We start from the raw sequence: 20,839 nt of genomic DNA on the forward strand, positions 1-20,839 counted from the left end.
ATGTCGAGGAGCAGCTTTTCGCTGTGGAGGGAACGGTGACGGCCCGCCGCTGAGCGCGACGGGCCGTACGCGAACTGAACGTCTCGGGCGGGCGGGGCCGACCGTGTCAGGAGGCTTGGCGCTCCTGGCCGTGATGGCTGATCTCCAGGTCGCCCGAGTCGCCGAAGGTGAGTCGGCACGTGTCGGCCCGGTAAGTGGCGATGGAGAGCGCAGCGGTGCCACCGGCCGCGAGGTAGCGGGTAGTGACGACGAGAACGGGGGCGCCGGGAAGCCGGTCGAGCTCCTTGGCATCGTCCACCCGCGCCGAGCCGAGCTCTACCGAACGGTCCTGGCCATCGAGGCCGAGCCGGTGCAGTTCGCGCAGGACACTGCGGGCCCGGGCAGGACCGGCGGGGGCGTCGATCATGGAGAGTTCGGGCACGGACGACGAGGGGACGTACAGGAGTTCCGCCGCGACCGCCTGTCCGTGGGTGATCCGGATCCGGCGGACGATGTGCACCGGCTCGTCGCTTTCCACGTCGAGCACGGCCACCACTGACGCCGGTGCGATCGCCGTCGTGCAGTCCACGGGCTGCCATGCCTCGCCGGCACCACCGTCGGCCCAGTCGCGCTGTGCCGTGGAGACGGCGACCCCGACCCGCGGCGGGGCGACAGTGGTCCCGACGCCACGACGGCGTTGCAGCCTGCCTTCGAGTTCGAGCTGTTCCAGAGCTTGCCGGAGCGTCGCCCTGGCGACTCCGAACCGGGCGGCGAGTTCACGCTCGTTGGGCAGGATCTCGCCCACCGCAAAGTCCGAGTCGAGTGCCTCACTGAGCACGGTCTTGAGGTGCCAGTACTTCGGCTCCTGCACCGTTTCCAGCTGCGTGGTCCCCACCCTGTCCTCCGCAATCGCCCAGCGGCTATTCCGCGACGTTATTTATTAAAGGTTCCTGTCTTAACGTTGAGACCATAGGACGGGACACCCCCTTGGTCAAGACCAATCCTCCTCCGGTCACGCAGCGAAACGGACCCCTGCCACAGAGCGTTCACAGGACGTTCTTGGTGCCGTGAGCGCCGCCCGCAGCACAAGACCCCACGGCCCGGCGGCGTGGGGATTCGGGCAACCGTGGGGCTTCGAGGCAGGGCGACAGACGGGTTCCTGCACAAACCGGAGGCGCTTGCGCCAGCTGGAAACGCGCGGCCCGGCGGCCGGAATGTGCGGCTATTCCCCAGCCAGACTGGCGAGCTTGTCAGGATTACGCACGATATATACGCACTGAATGAGCCCGTCCCTGACATCCACCTGGAAGACGGAGTCGGGCCTTCCACCCGAGAGCACCAGCAGGCCCGGCCCGCCGTTGAGCTCCAGGAACCGGATGTCGAGGTCCGGGACCTGATCGTGAACGACCGCGAAGAGGAAACGGCCGACCTTTCCGGCGCTCTCGATGACCCGTAGCGGCGCCTTGGACTTGCCACCACTGTCACCGACGAGCCGCACATCGGGTGCGAGAAGGACCAGCAACTCCTCGATGTCGCCGCCCGCCGCCGCGGCGAGGAACCGCTCAGTAAGGTCACGGCGGTGGACAGGGTCGACGTCGTAGCGCGGCTTGCGCTCCTCGACATGGCGCCGCGCACGTCCCGCGAGCTGGCGCACCGCCGCCTCGGACCGGTCCAGCGTGGTGGCGATCTCCGTGTACGGAAAGCCGAAGGCCTCGCGCAGAACGAAGACGGCCCGTTCCAGAGGTGACAGCGATTCGAGGACGACAAGCACGGCGATGGACACGGAATCGGCGAGAACGGCCTGTTCCGCGGTATCCGGCACGGTCGGCCCGAAGTCGGTGACCACGGGCTCCGGCAGCCACGGCCCGACATATGCCTCGCGCCGCGACTTCGTCTGCCGCAGTCGGTCGATGGCCAGTCGCGTGGTGACCCTTACGAGGAAGGCGCGCGGCTCCCGCACATCCTCGCGCGATGCCGACGACCAGCGCAGCCACGCTTCCTGCACGACATCCTCGGCGTCGGCGATCCTGCCCAGCATGCGGTAGGCAACCCCGGTGAGCATGGAGCGGTGCTCCTCGAAGACGTCGGTCGCGGTGTCAGTCGTCACCCCTTCATCCCAGCCGACCCACCGCACCCTGTCCAGCACGAATCACCCAGCCCCCTTGAACTGCAAGCTACCGAACGGTGATTGTTATTGACAAGGCGTCTAAGTCACCTTCAGGCGTGGCTCGTTCATGCCGGATCATCCCGGGAGAACCAGCATGGCCACCACGGTCTCGTTCGACGTCGACTCACCGCAACCCTCGGAGCGTATCCGTGGCGTATGAACGGACCGGTTCCGGTGAGCCGTTGCTGCTGCTCCACGGCATTGGCCACCACCGTCAGGCCTGGGATCCGGTGCTGCCCGTCCTCACCACGGAACGAGACGTGATCGCTGTGGACCTTCCCGGTTTCGGTACCTCTCCGGCGCTGCCCGAGGAGGTTCCGTACGACCTGGCGAGTGTGGTCCCGGTGCTCGGTGCGTTCTGCGCACAACTCGGCCTGGACCGTCCGCATGTGGCGGGCAATTCGCTCGGCGGTCTGCTGGCCCTGGAACTGGGCCGGGAGAAACTCGTGCGATCGGTGACGGCGCTGTCGCCCGCCGGTTTCTGGACGGAGGGTGAGCGTCGCTATGCGTTCGGGACGCTGCGCGCGATGCGGCAGGGCGCACTGTCGATGCCCATGCCGGTGATCGAACGGCTCTCGCGCAGCGCGGTTGGCCGGGCCGCCCTGACCAGTACCATCTACGCCCGGCCGGGGCGCCGTTCACCCGGTGCCGTTGTCGCGGAGACCCTCGCGCTGCGCGAGGCGACTGGTTTCCACCAGACGCTTGCCGTCGGGCGGAGTGTCGCGTTCACCGACGATGTGCCGGGGCTGCCCGTGACCGTCGCCTGGGGCAGCCGTGACCGGCTGTTGCTGCGCCGTCAGGGAATCCGGGCCAAGCGCACCATCCCCGGCGCCCGGCTGGTGCGGCTGCCCGGTTGCGGCCATGTTCCGATGAACGACGATCCGGCCCTCGTGGCGCGCGTCGTCCTCGACACCAGTCGCTGAATGGGCGCCCGGCGCCACGTCGCGCCCCGCCAGGAATCCCGAACCCAGCACCACTCCCAGACCGACCAGAAGGCTGCCGCCGGCCTGCGGGATGCCGTACGAACCGGTGCCGACGAGCGGTGCGGTGAGCGCGGCGGAGACCGGGATCAGGCCGGAGAAGAGCGTGGCGCGTTCGGCGCCGATGCGGTGCATGCCCATGTACCAGCAGACGAAACCGACGACGGTGACCACGACCGCCTGCCAGAGCAGCGCCATCGCCTCGCCAGGTGTCGGCGTCCGCAGAACGCCCCCGCCGTCGAGCAGTACACCGAGCAGCACGGACTCCGCGGTGGCGATTCCGCAAACGGTGGCGGCCAGCAGCTTCGGCCCCAGCGGGCGCAGCACCGGTACGGCAAGGACCGCGAAGCCGACCTCGCCCGCCAGTGCGCCGACCGAGCAGAGGATGCCTGCCAGGTCCGTACGGCCCCATCCCTGGACGGCGAACGCTCCGGCGGCAACGAGCACGGCCGCGTACAGGACCGTTCGCGTCGGCCGACGCCCGTCCAGCAGCGGCAGGAGAACGGCTACGAGGATCGGAGCGCAGCCGACGAACACCCCTGGAACGGCGGGTTCCGCCGAGCGTTCCGCGCCGAGGACGGCCAGATTGAAGCCGACCATGCCGACGGCCGCCAACAGCGCGAGCCGTCCCCACTCGCGCAGGGTGAGGGCACGCAGCGCGGCAGCCGGGCGGGACTTTCCGTCGCGGGCCAGGAGGGGCAGGAGCAACACCGCCGCGAGGCCGTACCGCAGTGCCTGACCGCCCACGTACGGGTAATGGCCGAGGACGCTGTTGACGGTGAAGGAGGCGCCCACGAGCATGCAGGCGAAGGCTGCGAGGAGCGCCCCGCGCAGAGAAGTGGCGTTCATGGAGCCGACGCTAGGCAGCCCTGCGGTCCGGTTTAAGGTCCACTTTCATGACGTCTTCGGGGACCAATCCGTCATCGGACCGTATGAAGACCGGGGATTTCGGCTCCGCTGCCTGGGAGTTGCTGCTTCCGGCTGCCGCCACCCCGGCACGCCGGCGCGGCCGCGCGCTCCAGTCGGCTCTGCGTGAAGCCGTGCGCTCCGGCAGTCTCGTTCCGGGTACGAGACTGCCGTCCAGCCGGGCGCTCGCCGCCGATCTGCGGGTGTCGCGAGGACTGGTCACCGAGGCGTACGAACAGCTCACGGCGGAGGGGTACCTGCGCAGCGGACGGGGTGCGGGCACATGGGTGAGCGAGACCGTTCGGGCCGCCACCCGGGACGCGCGCGATCGCGCTCCGCGCGCGCCCGGCGCACGTGTGGACTTCCGTCCAGGTACGCCGGATCTGTCGCTGTTTCCGCGCAGCGCGTGGGCCGCGACCTACCGTTCGGTGCTCGGTCGGCTGCCGCACAGCGCACTCGGATACCCCGATCCGCGCGGGCTGCCCGACCTGCGCGAAGCCCTGGCCGCCCTGCTGACCAGGCGCCGGGGAGTGGTCGCCGATCCGGAGCGCCTGGTGGTGTGCTCCGGCGTGGCGCAGGCGATGACGCTGCTCGGGTTCGTTCTGCACGGGCGGGGGATACGGACCGTCGGCGTCGAGGATCCCGGCAGTCCCGAGCATCCCGCGCTGTTCGCATCGGCCGGCGTCACCACCACCCGGCTGCCGCTCGACGACGAGGGCCTGGCCGCCGAGGCTCTCGGACGCTCGGGCGTCCGCGCGGTCGTGACGACTCCGGCACACCAGTTCCCCACCGGAATCGCCTACTCAGCCGCCCGACGGGGCAGGCTCCTGGACTGGGCACGCACCACGGACGGCCTGATCGTGGAGGACGACTACGACGGCGACTTCCGCTACGACCGCGCGCCCGTCGGCTCGCTGCAGGGTCTCGACCCGGAACATGTCGCGTACACCGGTTCGGTGAGCAAATCGCTGGCCCCGGGGCTACGGCTGGGCTGGCTGCTCGCACCGGCGACGATGACCGACGAGATCGTCGCCCGCAAACGCACGATGGATCTGGGCAATCCGGCCGTCGACCAGGCGGTCCTCGCCGACTTCATCGTGCGCGGCGGCTACGACCGGCAGTTGCGCCGCTGCCAGCGCGCCTACCGTGAGCGCCGCGACGCGATGACCGCGGCGTTGACGGAGCACTTCCCCGGTACCGAGGTCAGCGGGGTCGCCGCCGGTCTGCACATCATCGCCCGACTGCCCGAACGGTACGGACCCGAGCCGGTGTTCCTGGCTCACGCGGACGAGGCCCGAGTGGCCCTTCGACCGCTGAGCGACTTCGGCACCCTGCCCTTCGCCGACCGAACGGTGAACCTGGCGCTCGGCTACGCGCATCTGCCTCCCCCGGACATCGCGGCAGGGGTGCGGTTGCTGGCGGCGGCTCAGCGGGATGCGAAGGGGCCGGACACCGGTGAGAGCAGTAGCCGGGTGTTCACCTGAGGTTGGTGCGTGCGCCGCCGACGGGCACAAGGGTGGGATCGGCCGGCCGGCCACGCCGCTTCGTCCGCTGACCCCTGCCCGGAGGCGCCTCGATGTCGTACCGTCCGCGTATTCCGTCCCTCGACCGCCGTGGTGTGCTGCGCGGTTCGCTCGCCGCATCGGCCGCGCTCACGCTCCCCGTGGTGGGTGCCGCGGCCCCTGCCTTCGCTCTGTCCGGCCGGCCGCGCGCCGCATGGGGCGTGCAGGTGGGCGATGTCACCTCGTCCTCGGCGCTGGTGTGGGTTCGTTCGGACCGCCCGGCACGGATGGTCGTGGAGACGTCGGCGACGGAGTCCTTCCGGCGGGCCCGCACCTGGCACGGTCCGCTGGTCAGTTCCGGCACCGACTACACCGGAACGACACCGCTCTACGGGCTGCCGCCGGGTGAGCAGGTGCACTACCGGGTCACACTCGCGGACCCCGAGGACCCCCGCCGCACCGGCGAACCGGTGTACGGAACCTTCCGTACCGCGCCCGCCCGGCGCCGGGACGGGGTGCGTTTCCTATGGTCCGGCGACATCGCGGGCCAGGGCTGGGGCATCAACCCGGACATCGGCGGCTACGTGGTGTACGACGAGATGCGCCGCCTCGACCCGGACTTCTTTCTCTGCAGCGGCGACAACATCTACGCGGACGGGGTGATCGAGCCCAGCGTGAACCTGCCCGACGGGCGGGTCTGGCGCAACATCACCACCGAGGAGAAGGCTAAGGTCGCCGAGACCCTTGCCGAGTACCGTGGGAACTTCCGCTACAACCTCCTCGACGAGAACGTTCGCCGGTTCAACGCACAGGTACCTTCGATCGTTCAGTGGGACGACCACGAGGTGCGCAACAACTGGTACCCGGGGCAGATCCTCGACGACTCCCGCTACACCGAGAAGAACGTCGATGTGCTGGCGGCCCGTTCGACGCGTGCGTTCCGTGAGTACTTCCCGGTGTCCACACTGCGTGCCTCGGCCGGCGAGGGCCGGATGCACCGCGTGGTGCGGCACGGTCCGCTGCTCGATGTGTTCGTTCTCGACATGCGGTCCTTCCGCAACGCCAACTCCCCCGGCCGGCAGCCCGACGACACCACCGGGATCCTCGGCGCCGAGCAGCTCGGTTGGCTGAAGCACGAGTTGTCGCGATCCCGCGCGGTGTGGAAGGTGATTGCCGCGGACATGCCGCTGGGGCTGGTGGTCACGGACGGTGCGACGGACTTCGAGGCGGTCGCGCAGGGCGATCCCGGAGCGCCGCTCGGCCGTGAGCTCCAGATCGCGGAACTGCTCCGGTACATCAAGCACCGAAAGATCACCGGCACCGTCTGGCTGACGGCCGATGTGCACTACACATCGGCGCAGCACTACGATCCCGAGCGTGCGGCATTCAAGGATTTCGCACCGTTCTGGGAGTTCGTGTCGGGCCCTCTGGCCGCCGGCCAGTTCCCGGCAAACGCACTCGACGCGACGTTCGGTCCCGACCGGGTCTTCGTGCGGGCGCCCGACCGCGCGAACGTGTCGCCGATGGAGACTCCGCAGTACTTCGGTGAGGTCGACATCGACGGCCACAGCGGCGAGTTGACAGTGCGACTGCGGGCACAGGGTGGCTCCGTCCTGTTCAGCAAAGTGCTGCACCCGGGCCGCGTAGGACAGTGAACCGGCCTGCTGTGCCAAGGCCCCGGGTTGTGGTCCGGGCCGATTGTCAGTGCCGGGTTCTACGGTTCTTGCATGACCCGATCCGTGCAGGGCATTGGCCTACTCACGCCCGTCCGCCCTGGAGTTCTCGCAGGCCGGACAGAACCTCGGCCTGGAGACTTCAGGTGGCCTCACACCGCGCGGCACCGAACCACATCGGTGGGCACCGAGCCGATACCCGGGCTCGCCGAAACGGCCGGGCGCGGCGGATCGTCACAGCTGGTACGTCAAGCGGTGCGCCTGAGGACGGTCTGGAAGCAGAGTCCGGGACCGAGGTAACGGCCCAGGACATCGTGGCGTAACCGGCAGCGACCTGTAAGGCCGATGGGTTCCGCCCGGGCCGGGAGGAGCGATGAGTTCCGCCCGGGCCGGGTGACAGCGTCCGGGCAGCACCGCGGTCTGCGTGGCGCCGTCCGGCCCGAGGGCACCCCTCCGGGCCCGTCGTCGCCCGCCCTCCGGGCCCTCGCAGGAGCTGTACGGGGCCGGGCAGGAGCTGCCGTACCCGCTGGCTCACAACCCGGGTTCGGCGGCCCAGCCGTACTGCTCCGAACCGTAATCGATCAAGACATCAATCGACCAAAATAGGTGATAGTGGACTAGATCCATACTTAACCCATCAGTCACAGAGCGTTCGTGATCAGGCAACACCACTCAGTCACAGTGAAGGCATGACTGATGCGACCTCCGCCAAGACTGCCCGACGCTCCCACCACTGGCGGCGGGACGTGACCGAACTGGCCGCGCTGTTCACCGCCGTCGCGGTGGCCGACGCGATCGCCAACCTGATCGGGCACCAGCCGGACGGACCGTATCTCCTGATCGCCTCGGCCGTGGCCCTGGCTGTGACAGCCGCGTTCCATACCTGGTGGGCACGGCGCCACAGCCACGCCCCGCCGCCGACCGGCACCGACCTCATCACCGATACCGGCAGCACCGACAGCTCGGCCCCGTACAACAACACCAAGAGCACCAGCGACACCGGCAACAACACCCACGGCGGCCACAACAATCACACCGCCGCGACAGTGCTCGTGACCGCGACCGTCGCCAAGGGCTCGGGCCCCTCCCCCGAGGACACGGTGTTGTGGCGGATGCGCACGACCGTTCGGGACGTCCCGGGCAGTCTGGCCGCACTGTGCAGCACGCTCGCCCGGCACCGGGTCGACATCCTCACCCTGCAGACGCACCCGCTGGCACAGGGCACGGTCGACGAGTTCCTGCTGCGCGCCCCCGCCCCTCTCCAGGCTCCGCAGCTGAGCCGGGCGATCTCCGCAGCGGGGGGCGGCTCGACCTGGATCGAACGGGCGGACGCGCACGACCTGGTGGACGCCCCGACACGCATCCTGGGTCTCGCCACGCGTACGGCTCTGGATGCGGCCGAACTCCCCCTCGCCCTGCGTCAGTTGCTCGGCCGCTGCACGATCCACTCGCTGCCCGCCGTCTCGATCACCGGCCGCGCAACGGGTGAGACCGCCCTTGTGGAGGGTCTGCAGGAGGAGACGGTGATGCGGCTGCGCGACCCGTCCGGAGGCGCCATCACCATCGAGCGGCCCTATCTTCCATTCACCCCGACCGAGTTCGCCCGGGCCCGCGCCCTGGTGGAGCTGGACGCCCGGCTCGGCCCCCGCGTCCCGCGCAGCGAGCACGTCCTCACGCTCCCCGAGGGCGACGAGATCACCGTGCGCCGCGCGGACCGCCGCGACCTCGGAGCCGCCCGCGCCATGCACGACCGCTGCTCCGAGCAGACCCTGCGACTGCGGTACCAGGGCCCGGTCCGTGACGCCGACCGTTACCTGGACCACCTGCTGAGCCCCCGCTTCGGCCGCACCCTGGGGGTGCAGACCGCCTCGGGCCGGCTGGTGGCCCTCGGCCACCTCCTGTGGGACGGTGACGAGACCGAGGTCGCCCTCCTCGTCGAGGACGAGTGGCAGCGTCGCGGGATCGGCTCCGAAATCCTCGGCCGCCTGGTGGCGCTCGCCATCGAGGCAGGCTGCGAGAGCGTCTACGCCGTCACCCAGTCGTCCAACACCGGCATGGTCGCGGCCATGCGCGCGCTGTCCCTGCCGCTGGACTACCAGATCGAGGAGGGCACGCTGGTCATCACCGCCCGGCTGGATGCGACTCCCGTCCGTTCGCTGCCGCCGTACGAGCAGGCCGGCCGCTGACACCCCCCTGACGTCCGCCGTCCTGCCGGCCGACGCCGTGCGAACCGTCCTCCCTGCGGCCGTCCGGCTCCTGTGAGCTCAGCGCCTGACACAGGTCGGCCCACAGATCCTCGACGTCCTCCAGACCGACCGACATCCGCAGCAGCCGGTCCCCGACCCCGGACGCCTGACGGTCTCCCTCATCCACGATGCGGTGGCTGATGGAGGCCGGATGCTGGATCAGGGTGTCCACACTGCCGAGACTGACCGCGGGCGTGACGAGCCGTACGGCCGAAATCACCCGGTGCGGATCCCCGTACACCTCGAACGAGACCATCGCCCCGCCCAGCTTCGGGTAGTGGACCCGGGCGATACGCGGATCGGCCGTCAGCCGACGGGACAGTTCGGCCGCGCTCGCGGATGCCGCCCTCACTCGCACCGGGAGTGTGGCGAGCCCGCGCAGCAGCAGGTACCCGGCCATCGGATGCAGCACTCCGCCGGTGGCGAAGCGGACCTGACGCAGACGGGCCGCGAACTCCTCGTCACAGGCGACGACCCCGCCCATCACATCGCCGTGCCCGCCGAGGTACTTGGTGGCGCTGTGCAGCACGATCCGCGCGCCGTGCTCGACGGGACGCTGGAGCACGGGTGTGGCGAACGTGTTGTCGACGAGCAGCGGGACGGAACCGCAGGAGTGGGCGATCGCCCGGATGTCGACCTCGGCGAGCGTCGGGTTGGCGGGCGTCTCTACCATCACCAGACCCGTGTCCGGACGGAGCGCCTCCGCGATGCCCGCCGGGTCGGTCCAGGTCACTTCGGTGCCCAGCAGACCGGCACCGAGCAGGTGATCGCTGCAGCCGTAGAGCGGGCGGACGGCGACCACATGGCGCAGTCCCATGCTTGCCCTGACCAGCAGGACGGCGGTGAGCGCCGCCATTCCGCTGGCGAACGACACCGCGCTCTCCGCTCCTTCGAGCCGAGCGAGGGCGGTCTCGAAACGGGCCGTCGTCGGGTTGTCCAGCCGCGCGTAGACGGGCGGCCCTTCGAGTCTCGCGCCGGTGGCGGCGAAGGTGTCGATCCGCTCGGCCTCGCCCCTGGAGTCGTACGAGGGGTAGGTGGTGGACAGATCGATCGGTGGGGCGTGCAGGCCGAGCGCCGCGAGATCGTCGCGGCCCGCGTGCACGGCTTCGGTGGCCAGCGCCCTGGACCGGGTTGTCGTCGAGGGCGCCATCAAGGGTTCGGTGTCCATGACAGCACCCTGAACAAATGCCGGGTGATCACGAGTACCTCCCGTGCTACGTTCGGCAGATGGCCGATTCAGTCGTTCTCGACCCGGTGGATCTGCACATTCTGCGGCTGCTGCAGAACGATGCCCGGACCACCTACCGCGAACTGGCCGCCGAGGTCGGCGTCGCGCCGTCGACCTGCTTGGACCGGGTGGCCAGGCTGCGCCGCTCCGGCGTCATACTCGGCCACCAACTGCGTCTGGACCCGGCGAAGCTCGGCCGCGGTCTGGAGGCGTTGCTCTCCGTACAGGTCCGTCCGCACCGCAGAGAGCTCATCGGCCCGTTCGTCGAACGCATCAGGACGCTGCCCGAGTCCCGCGCGCTCTTCCATCTGACCGGGCCCGACGACTATCTGGTCCACGTCGCGGTCACCGGCACCGCGGATCTGCAACGCCTGGTGCTGGACGAATTCACCTCGCGCCGCGAAGTGGCCCGGGTCGAGACCCGGCTGATATTCCAGCAGTGGGAGTGCGGCCCCCTGCTGCCGCCCGCCACCGGACGGCCCGGGACGGGCGGCTGAGAACGCACGCCCGGCGTGCCACCGAGGCCGGATGATGGTGACGTGCAGGCCCCCGGCGGGCCACCGAGGCCGAATGATGGTGACGCGCAGGCCCCCGGCGTACGAGGATGTCCGCATGTCAGATATTTCCAGTAGCGCACTGCCCCGCCAGGTCGCCGACGCCTATGTCGACGCGTTCATCGAGCTCGACCCGATCGCCGGCACCTACCTGGGTGTCGCGGAGAGCTCGCGCCACCTTCCCGACTTCTCCCCCGCGGGGCAGGAAGCCCTCGCCGAACTCGCCCGTACCACCCTGGCGAAGCTCGACGCCGCCGAGCAGCTGCCCGGCGCGGACAGCGATGCCGAGCGCCGTTGCGGCCGCCTTCTGCGCGAGCGTCTCACGGCGGAACTCGCCGTCCATGAGGCCGACGAGAAGCTGCGCGCCGTCTCCAACCTCTCCTCCCCGCCGCACAGTATCCGTGAGGTGTTCACGGTGACACCGACCGAGACCGACGAGGACTGGGCGGCGGTCGTGGACCGGCTGCGCGCGGTTCCCGCCGCGCTGGAGGGCTACCGCGAGTCGCTCGCGCTCGGCCTGGAGCGCAAGCTGTACGGCGGCCCGCGCGCCACCGCCACCTTCATCGGCCAGCTCGACGAGTGGTCCGGCGACGGCGGGACGGGTTTCTTCCAAGACTTCGCGGCCGCCGGCCCGGCGTCCCTGCGTACCGATCTGGACGACGGCGCCCGCCGGGCCACGGAGTCGGTCGTGGCGCTGCGGGACTGGATGCGCGATGTGTACGCCCCCGCGATCGAGGGCGCGCCCGACACGGTGGGCCGTGAGCGGTACGCGCGCTGGGCGCGCTACTTCAACGGCACCGATCTCGACCTCGACGAGGCGTACGCATACGGCTGGTCCGAGTACCACCGGCTGCTCGCCGAGATGAGGACCGAGGCCGAGAAGATCCTGCCCGGCGCCGGTCCCTGGGAGGCACTGGCCCATCTCGATGTGCACGGCAAGCACATCGAGGGAGTCGACGAGGTCCAGGCCTGGCTGCAGCGTCTGATGGACGAAGCGATCGAGGCACTCGACGGAACGCACTTCGAACTCGCCGAGCGGGTGCGGAAGGTGGAGTCCCGCATCGCCCCGCCCGGCGGCGCCGCCGCCCCGTACTACACGGGCCCGTCCGAGGACTTCTCCCGCCCCGGCCGCACCTGGCTGCCTACCATGGGCGAGACCCGCTTCCCGGTGTACGACCTGGTCTCCACCTGGTACCACGAGGGTGTACCGGGCCACCATCTGCAGATCGCCCAGTGGACGCATGTCGCCGACAGTCTCTCCCGCTATCAGGCGTCGATCGGCGAGGTCAGTGCCAATGCCGAGGGCTGGGCGCTGTACGCGGAGCGGCTCATGGACGAGCTGGGCTTCCTGCCGGACGCCGAGCGCCGTCTCGGCTATCTGGACGCGCAGATGATGCGGGCCTGCCGGGTGATCGTGGACATCGGCATGCATGCGGAGATGGAGATTCCGGCAGACTCGCCGTTCCACCCGGGCGAGCGGTGGACCCCGGACCTGGCCCAGGAGTTCTTCGGCAACCACAGCGGCCGCCCGGCCGACTTCGTGGAGAGCGAACTCACCCGCTATCTCTCGATGCCGGGTCAGGCGATCGGCTACAAGCTGGGCGAACGCGCCTGGCTGCTCGGCCGGGAGAACGCCCGCAAGGCGCACGGCGACGCGTTCGACGCCAAGGCCTGGCACATGGCCGCGCTGTCGCAGGGGTCACTCGGTCTCGACGATCTCGTGGACGAACTGTCCAAGCTCTGACCACCGACGCACTGTCCACACTCTGACCGTGGACGAGCTGTCCAAACTCTGACCTGCCCCTCGCCCCCTCCCGTCGCCGCCTCCGGACCTCCGCACCACTCGCGGAACGCCCCGGCAAGGGCGGCAGGAAGGGGCGAGCGGGAGGGGCACGCGTCCGGCGCAGCCGGTCAGCAGTCGCCGGAGTCGACCGGTGCGGCGAGCGGGTCGGTGTCGAGCCGTTCGCGCCCCTGCCAGGTCTCGAACGCGAAGCCCTCGCGCACCCAGTACTCGAAGCCGCCGAGCATCTCCTTGACCTGGTAGCCGAGTTCGGCGAGGGCGAACGCGGCGCGTGTGGCGCCGTTGCAGCGGGGCCCCAGCAGTACGTGACCACGGGGACGGCCGGGCAAGAAGGCTGCGGGCCTGCTCCGGTATGAGGGCGGTCGGCAGATGGACCGCGCCGGGGACGTGTCCCTGGTCCCAGGATTCGGTGGAGCGCGGGGTCGAGGAGTACGAAGCCGGGGTCGCCGTCGGCCACGAGCGCGGCGGTGACATCCAGGACGTCCGGGGAAGGATCGGCGCCCTCGCTCCGTCACCCACGAGCGTCGTCTACTCCTCGCCGCTCCCTCGGCGCGCCATCAGCCGCTGACCCCGCCCGCGGTGCGGTGCCGTACCGCCGATCCGTATCGCTCCTTCACCACTTCGAGCTGTGCGGGGATGCGGCGGCGCAGGTCGCCGACATGGCTGACGATGCCGACGCTGCGGTCCCGTTCGCGCAGCGAGTCCAGCACGTCGAGCACCTCGTCGAGGGTCTGGTCGTCCAGGCTGCCGAAACCCTCGTCGATGAAGAGGGTGTCCAGTCGTACGCCGCCGGCCTCGTCGGTGACGACATCGGCGAGGCCGAGCGCGAGGGCGAGCGAGGCGAAGAAGGTCTCGCCGCCCGAGAGCGTCGCCGTGTCGCGTTCACGTCCGGTCCAGGCGTCGACGACGTGCAGGCCGAGGCCCGATCGGCGGCCTCCGGTGCGGGCATCGGAGTGGACCAGCGTGTAACGGCCGGACGACATGCGCTGCAGCCGTGCGGTGGCGGCGGCCGCGACCTGTTCGAGCCGGGCGGCGAGCACGTAGGACTCCAGCCGCATCTTGCGTTCGTTGTCCGCGGAGGTACCCGCGGTGAGCCCGGCCAACCGTGCCACCCGGTCGTACTCCTCGCGCAGCGGTCCGAGCCCGCGTACCTCGTCCGTGGCACTGCGCGACAGCCTGACCAGCTCGGCGCAGCGCTCGCGTGCGGCTGCCAGTGCCGCGGAGGCGTCCCGCAGCAACCGTTCGGCCGTGTCGTACGCGGCCTGCGCGGCGTCCACCGCGGCGGGCGGGGCGTCGGCGGCGGCTCGGGCCGCGGTCTCGGCGAGACGGTCGGCGACAGCGGCCGCTTCGGACTGCCAGGCGTCGATCAGACGCTGGAGTCCGCGCTGTTCGGCCTCGGTGAGGAGGACCCCGGACGCGGCCTGCGGGGTGTCGAACCCGGCACGGAACGCGGCGTCCGCGAGTCGGCCGTCGGCCTCCTTGCGGCGCTGTGCGGCCGATTCCTCCTCGCGCACCGCCGCGGCGGCGGAGGCGAGCAGACCGACCCGGCGCTCCAGCAGCTCGGCGTGCTCGGCGACGCTGCCGGACTCCCCTCGGGCGACCGCCAGCTCTGCTTCCAACGTGGCCTGTTCACGGTCCAGGCCTTCCCGCCGAGAGGTACGGGCCGCAGCCCGGCGCTCGGCCAGTTGCCGGCTCTCGAGGCGTTCGGCGTGTTCCCGCTCGGCCACGGCGAGTGCCTCGCGCGCCGCGTGCATGCCGGCGGCGGTCCGGTGCGCCTCGGCGTGTCCGCGCGTCAGCCTCTCGACGAGCGCGGCGAGTTCGGCGGCGGTGGGATCGGCGACGGGCTCGTCCGCGGAACCCGGAAGGGGCCGCTCGCCGCAGGCCGCATCGGTCGCAGCCGCCTCGGTCCCGGCGCCCGGCGCGGGCGGCGCCGACCCGGCAGCAACGCCTCCGGCCACCGATACGGACACCGCCGACTCGGCCGCGACGCCCCCGGTCCCCCGCCCGGAGGCATCCGGGTCGGCGGCAGCTGCGCCGTCCCTCGGCTGCGGCACCCTCGGCTGTGCGGCGGCGGCGCGGGCCGCCAGGTGTTTCTCGCGTACGACCCCGAGCTCCCGGTCCGCCTCCATGCGCGCCTCCTCGGCCCGCCGGTACGCGTCGAGAGCCCGCTCCTCGGTGGCCCGGTCGACATGGCCGTCACCGGTATGTGCGGGCCTGGGGTGGTCGGCGGAGCCACACACCTTGCAGTCCTCGCCGTCCACGAGCTCGGCGGCCAGTTCCGCGGCGATGTCGCGGAGCCGTCGCTCGCGAAGCTCCAGCCACTTCTGGTGGGCGTCCGAGGCCCGCTCGCGGGCCTCCGCCAGCCGCTCGGCGGCGGCCGACGCCCGGATGGCGAGCGCGTCACGGCGGCGGGCCGCTTCCAGCCGTGCGCGGGCCGGATCCATTCGGCCGGCGAGCTGTTCAGCGCGGGTAGCGGCCTCCTGGGCCTCCTCGATGCGGGCCCGCAACTCGTCACGGGTGGCTTCCCAGTCGGCCAGCCAGCCCTCCGCCTCGCGGATCAGCTCGTCGTCGGCCCGGGCCTGGCGTTCCATCCCGGCCCGCTCGGCGTCGATCTGCGCGCTGCGCCGCTCGGCGCGCTGCGCGGCATCGAGCCCGCCGAGCTCCTGGCGGTGTCTCCGTTCCGCTTCCGCCAGTTGTTCGGCACCGGCGTCGGCCAGGGTGTCGGGCAGCAGTGCCCGGGCGCCGTCGCGGGCCTCGCGGGCCGTGCGGTACGTGCGCTCGGCCTCGTCGAGCAGCTCCAGTGCCGGTGCGACGAGGTCCGCCTTGCGGGCCCTCGCAAACCGTTCACGGTGCCGGTCGTGGTCGGGACGGCCGGCTTCGAGTGCCTCGGCGCGGCGCTGAGTCTCCTCGTACCGCTGCTGGAGCGCGGCACGTTCGCGTTCGCTGTCGAGGGCCAGGCGGGCGGCCGACTGCCGCCCTTCGGCCGTGGCCAGTACGGACGCGGCGATGTCGAGCCGTTCCCGGGCGCTGCTGCGGGCCGTCGCGGCCCATGCCAGCACGCCGTCGGCGAGCCCGGGTTCGCCTGGCTGGATGTCGGGCAGCGGCGATTCGCGGGCGGCCGGTCCGGCGGCCTGGGCGATCCGCTGGGCGACCGCGAGGATCCGTTCGTCCCCGCCCCTGACCTGTGCTTCGGCGGTACGGCGCAGTTCGGCGAGGCGCTCCTCGACGGCGGCGAAACGGCGGGTGTCGAAAAGCCTGCCGAGCAGTTTGCCGCGCGCCTCGGCATCCGCGCGCAAGAAACGTGCGAAGTCGCCCTGGGGCAGGAGGACCACCTGGCAGAACTGGTCCCGGCTCATCCCGATGAGCTGGGTGATCTCCTCACCGATCTCCTGGTGCGAGCGGCTCAGCGGCCGCCAGCCGTCGTCCGGGTCGTACTCCCGCAGCCAGCTCTGGGCCTTCTCCGTGGTGAAGCCGTTGCCCTTCTTCTTGGGGCGGGGCTGTGCGGGGCGCCGGGTGACTTCGAGGCGCCGGCCGCCGACGGTCAGTTCGAGCGTGACCTCGGTGGGGAGGCCGGCCGGGGCGTGGTCGCTGCGCAACGACGTGCCAGGGCTCTGACGGGCGCCGGGCACCGCGCCGTACAGGCCGTAGCAGACCGCGTCGAGGACCGAGGTCTTCCCGGCACCGGTCGGCCCGTGGAGCAGGAAGAGCCCGGCCGAGGAGAGTGCGTCGAAGTCGACGTCCTGGGTGGCGCCGAACGGCCCGAAGGCGGTGAGGGTGAGCCTGTGGAGTCTCAACGGTTCACCTCCCGAACACCGTCGTCGACCCGTACGTGGTCGAAGGCGCCGCGCAGCACCGTGCGCTCCTGCTCGTCCGCCGAAGCCCCGCCCCGCACATGTGCCACGAAGTCTTCCGCGATCTGCTGGTCGTCGCGCCCCTGGAGGCGCTGTGCGTACGAGGCGAGCGGGTCGTCGGGGGCCCGGTCGGGTTCGAATACGAGACTGAGGGTGTGCGGGAACCGCTCGACGAGGCGGGCCATCGGCTCGACCGGACGCACCGGGTCGGTGAGCGTGGCCTCCACCCAGGCGTCCCGGTGCCGCTCCAGCGCGGGGTCGTCGACGAGGGTGTCGAGGCGGCCGCGGAGTCTGGCGAGCGGACGGGGCACCGGGCAGTCGATGCGTTCGGCGGCGATCGCGCCCGAGGCGTCGAGGTCGATCAGCCACATCGTCTTGCGGTGGGCTGCCTCGGAGAAGGAGTACGCGAGCGGCGAGCCCGAGTAGCGGACCCGCTCGGTGACGGTCTGGCAGCCGTGCAGATGCCCGAGCGCCACGTAGTCGACGCCGTCGAAGACTCCGGCGGGTACGGCGGCCACCCCGCCGACGGTGATGTCGCGTTCGCTGTCGCTGGGCTCGCCGCCCGCCACGAAGGCATGGGCGAGCACCACGGACCGGGTGGTGTCGGGGCGGCTCGCGAGGTCCGCGCGCACCCGGTCCATGGCTGCGGTCAGCACCGCCTCGTGCCCGGCACGCTCCGCCTTGAAAACGTCCTTCACCAGGGCGGGTTCCAGATAGGGCAGCCCGTAGAACACCACGTCGCCGTGTGCGTCGCGCAGGACGACGGGGGTGGCGCAGTGGGCGGGGGCGGTACGCAGGTGGATTCCGGCCCGCTCGATCAGACCCGCGCCCACGCCCAGTCTGCGTGCCGAGTCGTGGTTCCCGGAGATCATCACGGTGGGCACACCGGCGGCGGCGAGCCGGTGCAGCGCGTCGTCGAAGAGTTCGACGGCGGGGAGCGGCGGAACGGCCCTGTCGTACACGTCACCCGCGACGAGGACCACGTCCACCTCGTGTGCGTGCACCGTGGCCACCAGGTGGTCCAGGTAGGCGGCCTGGGCTTCGAACAGGGAGACCCGGTGGAACGACCGCCCCAGGTGCCAGTCCGATGTGTGCAGAATCCTCAAGAGCCGACTCCGACCTGCGTCATTCTCTTCCTCCGCCCCCGGGGCCCGGCTCCGCCGCGCACCGTGACCACACCGGCCGTCGCGGGTACCGGTCGCACCTGCACCGGTGGGCCCCTGTTTCCTCACCGGCCCCCAGTCTCCCATCACCGCCGACCGCCCCGGGCCTTCGGCCGGACTTGTCGCGCGGGCGTGGGACCTGGACAGCGTGGCCCGGACCCCGACCCCGGCTCCGGACCCGACCTCCCGGTCAGACGTCCCCGTACGCCTCGCCGCCCAGCTCCAGCCGGGCCTCGCCCGCCGTCGCGTCGGCCAGCCAGCCGCGGAATCCCTCGACGTCGGCGTCCGGCAGCCCGATCTCGATGACTACGGCCTCCGCGTACCGGACCTCGCGCACCGTCCGTCCGGTGGCCCGGAGGTCGTTCTCCAGCTTGCCCGCGCGCTGATGGCCGACGGTGATCGTGGCGAGGCGGAACCGCTGCCGGGTGAGGGTGCCGATCGCGTCGAGGGCCTCGCCCACCGCTCCCCCGTACGCCCGGATCAGTCCGCCCGCGCCGAGCTTCACACCACCGTAGTAGCGGGTGACGACGGCCACGACGTACCGCATCTCACGGCGCGTCAGCATCTGCAGCATGGGCACACCCGCGGTGCCGCCGGGCTCTCCGTCGTCGCTCGCCTTCTGTACGGAGGCGTCGGCGCCGATCACATAGGCGAAGCAGTTGTGGGTGGCGGTCGGGTGTTCCTTGCGAACGCGTGCGACGAAGTCCTGCGCCTCCTGCTCGGTGGCGGCGGGGGCGAGCGAGCAGATGAAGCGTGACCGGTTGATCTCGGTCTCGTGCACGCCCGCTCGGGCGACTGTCCGGTACTGCTCCTGCATCCGGCCAGCCTATGCCCCGGCCGGGAACAGTCCGGGGCCGCCGTCCGTTGTCCGGATCATGTACGCAGACGCAGAGACGATCCGCAGGATTCTCCGGGACACGGGCGAGACCTGGGCCGTGGTGGGCCTGTCCAACAACCGGTCGCGCGCGGCCTACGGCGTCGCCGAGGTGCTTCAGCGCTTCGGCAAGCGCGTGGTCCCGGTGCATCCGAAGGCGGAGCGGGTCCACGGCGAGGACGGCTATGCCTCGCTGGCCGACATACCGTTCCCGGTCGATGTGGTGGACGTCTTCGTCAACAGCGAACTGGCGGGCGGCGTGGCCGACGAGGCAGTGACCGCGGGCGCGAAGGCGGTCTGGTTCCAGCTCGGGGTGGTCGACACCGAGGCGTACGACCGCACGCGCGCGGCGGGGCTCGACATGGTCATGGACCGCTGCCCCGCCATCGAGATTCCGGCGCTGAGCCAGTAGCCGCAGCGGCCCCGTCGTTCGTCCGAATGTGCGTGGTGTCACACTCGCGGCCCGGCTGGGAGAATGGCCCGCTGTGGGTACTACGACTGCGCCGATCGTCCGTCACGGCCGAACCGGGCTGGCCGGGCAACTGTCCGAGCTCGGAGTGGAGCGGAACGGCGTCCTTCTGGTGCACGCGTCGATGCGGGCGGTGGGCACGGTCGGCGGCGGGGTCGGGGCGGTGGTCGGTGCGTTGCGCGACGCCCTCGGCGGGCGCGGCACACTCGTCGTCCCGGCTTTCACTCCGGAGAACTCCGACACCTCTCCGCACTATCTCGACCGGGTGCGCGGTCTCACCGACCAGGCCCGGGAGGCGGTGCGGGCGAGCATGCCGCCGTTCGACGCGGCGACTTCGGCCGCGCCGTCGATGGGCCGCCTCGCCGAGGCGGTCCGGCTGACCGAGGGGGCGGTACGCAGCGGACATCCTCAGACGTCCTTCGCCGCGCTCGGGCCGCTGGCCGGGAATCTGGTGGCGGACCACCGATCCGACTGCCATCTCGGCGAGGACTCCCCGTTGGCCCGCCTCTACGACCTGCGGGCCCAAGTGCTCCTGCTGGGCACCGGCTTCGACACCTGCACCGCGTTCCATCTCGGTGAGTACCGGGTACCCTCCCCGCCCCGCCGCAGCTACCGCTGTGTGGTGACGACCGAGGGCCGACGCCATTGGTGGGAGTACGAGGACGTCGCGCTCGACGACAGCGACTTCGCGGCCCTGGGAGCGGACTTCACCCGCTCGGACCACGGTGCGGCGGTCCGCACCGGTCCGGTGGGCGCGTCGACGAGCCGGCTCTTCCGCCTCACCGATGCCGTCGACTTCGCCTCCCGCTGGCTGTCGTCACACCGCAGCGGATGCCGGTGAGGGCCCTTCGCCGCACGCACGGCTGAGCGGCGGCCTCAGACCCTGACGCCCAGGCCCTCGACGATCACCGCGCCCGGCAGCGCGGCCAGCGCCTTGCCCGGAACGATCAGCTTGCCCCGGCGCCTGCCGCTGCCGATCAGCACCCACTCCTCGTCGACGACGGCGGGATCGATCAACAGCGGCCATCCGGCCGGGAGTCCGATCGGTGTGATGCCGCCGTACTCCATGCCGGTCTCGCCGACCGCCGTGTCCATCGAGGCGAAAGACGCCTTGCGGGCACCGAGGTGCTTGCGGACCGCGCCGTTCACGTCGACGCGGGAGTGGGAGAGGACGAGGCAGGCCGCCAGCGTCACTTCGCCGCCGCGCTTGCCCGCCACCACGACGCAGTTGGCCGAGCGGTCGAGCAGTTCCGCGCCGTGGTGCTCGACGAAGACCGCGGTATCGGCGATGGCCGGATCGGTGTCGACGTGGATGACATGCTCGGCGGGGACCCCGCCCCAGCCCTCGGTCACAGCTGCGGCGACGGGCTCGGTGAGCAGGTCGAGGCGGTCGGCCGCCGGGCAGGCGTTCTCGAAGGATCCGATGGGTGCGCGCATGCGCACCAC

The 20,839-nt window shown here is 71.2% G+C and carries 14 protein-coding genes and 4 pseudogenes; 9 read left to right on the top strand and 9 right to left on the bottom strand.

Translation table 11 applies throughout. From position 1 onward, the window contains the following. Positions 1–106: 106 nt before the first annotated feature. Both ACFU8Q_RS08410 and ACFU8Q_RS08415 read right to left on the bottom strand, forming a co-directional pair. Positions 107–874 (bottom strand): GntR family transcriptional regulator, encoded by a 768-nt coding sequence (locus ACFU8Q_RS08410; protein WP_384449641.1) that lies wholly within the window; start codon positions 872–874, stop codon positions 107–109. A 327-nt stretch (positions 875–1,201) separates the two neighbouring features. Continuing rightward, positions 1,202–2,086: an RNA polymerase sigma-70 factor gene (locus ACFU8Q_RS08415; RefSeq protein ID WP_384449644.1), complete on the bottom strand. Its 885-nt coding sequence runs from the start codon at positions 2,084–2,086 to the stop codon at positions 1,202–1,204. Positions 2,087–2,240: 154 nt separating this feature from the next. Between ACFU8Q_RS08415 and ACFU8Q_RS08420 the strand changes: the two are divergent. Beyond that, a pseudogene (locus ACFU8Q_RS08420) lies at positions 2,241–3,069 on the top strand (alpha/beta fold hydrolase). A gap of 57 nt (positions 3,070–3,126) precedes the next feature. Here the strand turns inward: ACFU8Q_RS08420 and ACFU8Q_RS08425 are convergent. Then, positions 3,127–3,975: pseudogene (locus ACFU8Q_RS08425) on the bottom strand (DMT family transporter); the annotation flags it as partial. Between the two features lie 47 nt (positions 3,976–4,022). Here ACFU8Q_RS08425 and ACFU8Q_RS08430 point away from each other — a divergent pair. The 3 genes from ACFU8Q_RS08430 (at position 4,023) to ACFU8Q_RS08440 (ending at position 9,393) form a co-directional block, all read left to right on the top strand. Next, the gene (locus ACFU8Q_RS08430) at positions 4,023–5,516 is read left to right on the top strand and encodes a PLP-dependent aminotransferase family protein (protein ID WP_384449647.1); all 1,494 of its coding nucleotides are present in this window, start codon (positions 4,023–4,025) and stop codon (positions 5,514–5,516) included. Positions 5,517–5,608: 92 nt separating this feature from the next. After that, positions 5,609–7,189, top strand: a complete 1,581-nt coding sequence (locus ACFU8Q_RS08435) for an alkaline phosphatase D family protein (RefSeq protein ID WP_384449650.1) — start codon at positions 5,609–5,611, stop codon at positions 7,187–7,189. Positions 7,190–7,896: 707 nt separating this feature from the next. Continuing rightward, positions 7,897–9,393, top strand: a complete 1,497-nt coding sequence (locus tag ACFU8Q_RS08440; protein WP_384449653.1) for a GNAT family N-acetyltransferase — start codon at positions 7,897–7,899, stop codon at positions 9,391–9,393. On the opposite strand, the gene ACFU8Q_RS08445 is transcribed toward ACFU8Q_RS08440, so the two are convergent. Next, positions 9,329–10,621 carry a trans-sulfuration enzyme family protein gene (locus ACFU8Q_RS08445; RefSeq protein ID WP_384449656.1) on the bottom strand — a complete coding sequence of 431 codons (1,293 nt, stop codon included), beginning with the start codon at positions 10,619–10,621 and terminating at the stop codon, positions 9,329–9,331. The genes ACFU8Q_RS08440 and ACFU8Q_RS08445 overlap by 65 nt on opposite strands. 59 nt (positions 10,622–10,680) lie before the next feature. Between ACFU8Q_RS08445 and ACFU8Q_RS08450 the strand changes: the two genes are divergently transcribed. Both ACFU8Q_RS08450 and ACFU8Q_RS08455 read left to right on the top strand, forming a co-directional pair. Next, positions 10,681–11,178, top strand: coding sequence for an Lrp/AsnC family transcriptional regulator (locus ACFU8Q_RS08450; protein WP_384449659.1), 498 nt, complete (start codon positions 10,681–10,683; stop codon positions 11,176–11,178). A gap of 115 nt (positions 11,179–11,293) precedes the next feature. Next, the gene (locus ACFU8Q_RS08455; protein ID WP_384449662.1) at positions 11,294–12,979 is read left to right on the top strand and encodes a DUF885 domain-containing protein; all 1,686 of its coding nucleotides are present in this window, start codon (positions 11,294–11,296) and stop codon (positions 12,977–12,979) included. A gap of 167 nt (positions 12,980–13,146) precedes the next feature. Here ACFU8Q_RS08455 and ACFU8Q_RS08460 read toward each other — a convergent pair. Next, a pseudogene (locus ACFU8Q_RS08460) lies at positions 13,147–13,520 on the bottom strand (rhodanese-like domain-containing protein); the annotation flags it as partial. Here ACFU8Q_RS08460 and ACFU8Q_RS08465 point away from each other — a divergent pair. Continuing rightward, a pseudogene (locus ACFU8Q_RS08465) lies at positions 13,509–13,604 on the top strand (Lrp/AsnC family transcriptional regulator); the annotation flags it as partial. The pseudogenes ACFU8Q_RS08460 and ACFU8Q_RS08465 sit on opposite strands and share 12 nt — an antisense overlap. Here ACFU8Q_RS08465 and ACFU8Q_RS08470 read toward each other — a convergent pair. From ACFU8Q_RS08470 to ACFU8Q_RS08480, 3 genes are all read right to left on the bottom strand, one after another. Continuing rightward, the gene (locus ACFU8Q_RS08470) at positions 13,594–16,830 is read right to left on the bottom strand and encodes an AAA family ATPase (RefSeq protein ID WP_384449665.1); all 3,237 of its coding nucleotides are present in this window, start codon (positions 16,828–16,830) and stop codon (positions 13,594–13,596) included. The pseudogene ACFU8Q_RS08465 and the gene ACFU8Q_RS08470 sit on opposite strands and share 11 nt — an antisense overlap. Next, positions 16,827–17,993: an exonuclease SbcCD subunit D gene (locus ACFU8Q_RS08475; protein WP_384449668.1), complete on the bottom strand. Its 1,167-nt coding sequence runs from the start codon at positions 17,991–17,993 to the stop codon at positions 16,827–16,829. The genes ACFU8Q_RS08470 and ACFU8Q_RS08475 overlap by 4 nt, the downstream gene beginning before the upstream one ends. Before the next feature lie 247 nt (positions 17,994–18,240). Beyond that, on the bottom strand, positions 18,241–18,867 hold the full coding sequence (locus ACFU8Q_RS08480) for a YigZ family protein (protein WP_384449671.1): 627 nt from the start codon (positions 18,865–18,867) through the stop codon (positions 18,241–18,243). Positions 18,868–18,925: 58 nt separating this feature from the next. Here ACFU8Q_RS08480 and ACFU8Q_RS08485 point away from each other — a divergent pair, with 58 nt between their 5' ends. Then, positions 18,926–19,336: a CoA-binding protein gene (locus tag ACFU8Q_RS08485; RefSeq protein ID WP_384449674.1), complete on the top strand. Its 411-nt coding sequence runs from the start codon at positions 18,926–18,928 to the stop codon at positions 19,334–19,336. A gap of 73 nt (positions 19,337–19,409) precedes the next feature. Then, the gene (locus ACFU8Q_RS08490; RefSeq protein ID WP_384449677.1) at positions 19,410–20,234 is read left to right on the top strand and encodes an aminoglycoside N(3)-acetyltransferase; all 825 of its coding nucleotides are present in this window, start codon (positions 19,410–19,412) and stop codon (positions 20,232–20,234) included. 35 nt (positions 20,235–20,269) lie between these two features. Here the strand turns inward: ACFU8Q_RS08490 and ACFU8Q_RS08495 are convergent, their stop codons facing one another. Next, positions 20,270–20,830: a YbaK/EbsC family protein gene (locus ACFU8Q_RS08495; RefSeq protein WP_384449680.1), complete on the bottom strand. Its 561-nt coding sequence runs from the start codon at positions 20,828–20,830 to the stop codon at positions 20,270–20,272. Between the last annotated feature and the right edge of the window lie 9 nt (positions 20,831–20,839).

Origin of the sequence: Streptomyces sp. NPDC057543 (assembly GCF_042801895.1) — a bacterium.
In the GTDB taxonomy this organism is placed as follows: domain Bacteria; phylum Actinomycetota; class Actinomycetes; order Streptomycetales; family Streptomycetaceae; genus Streptomyces.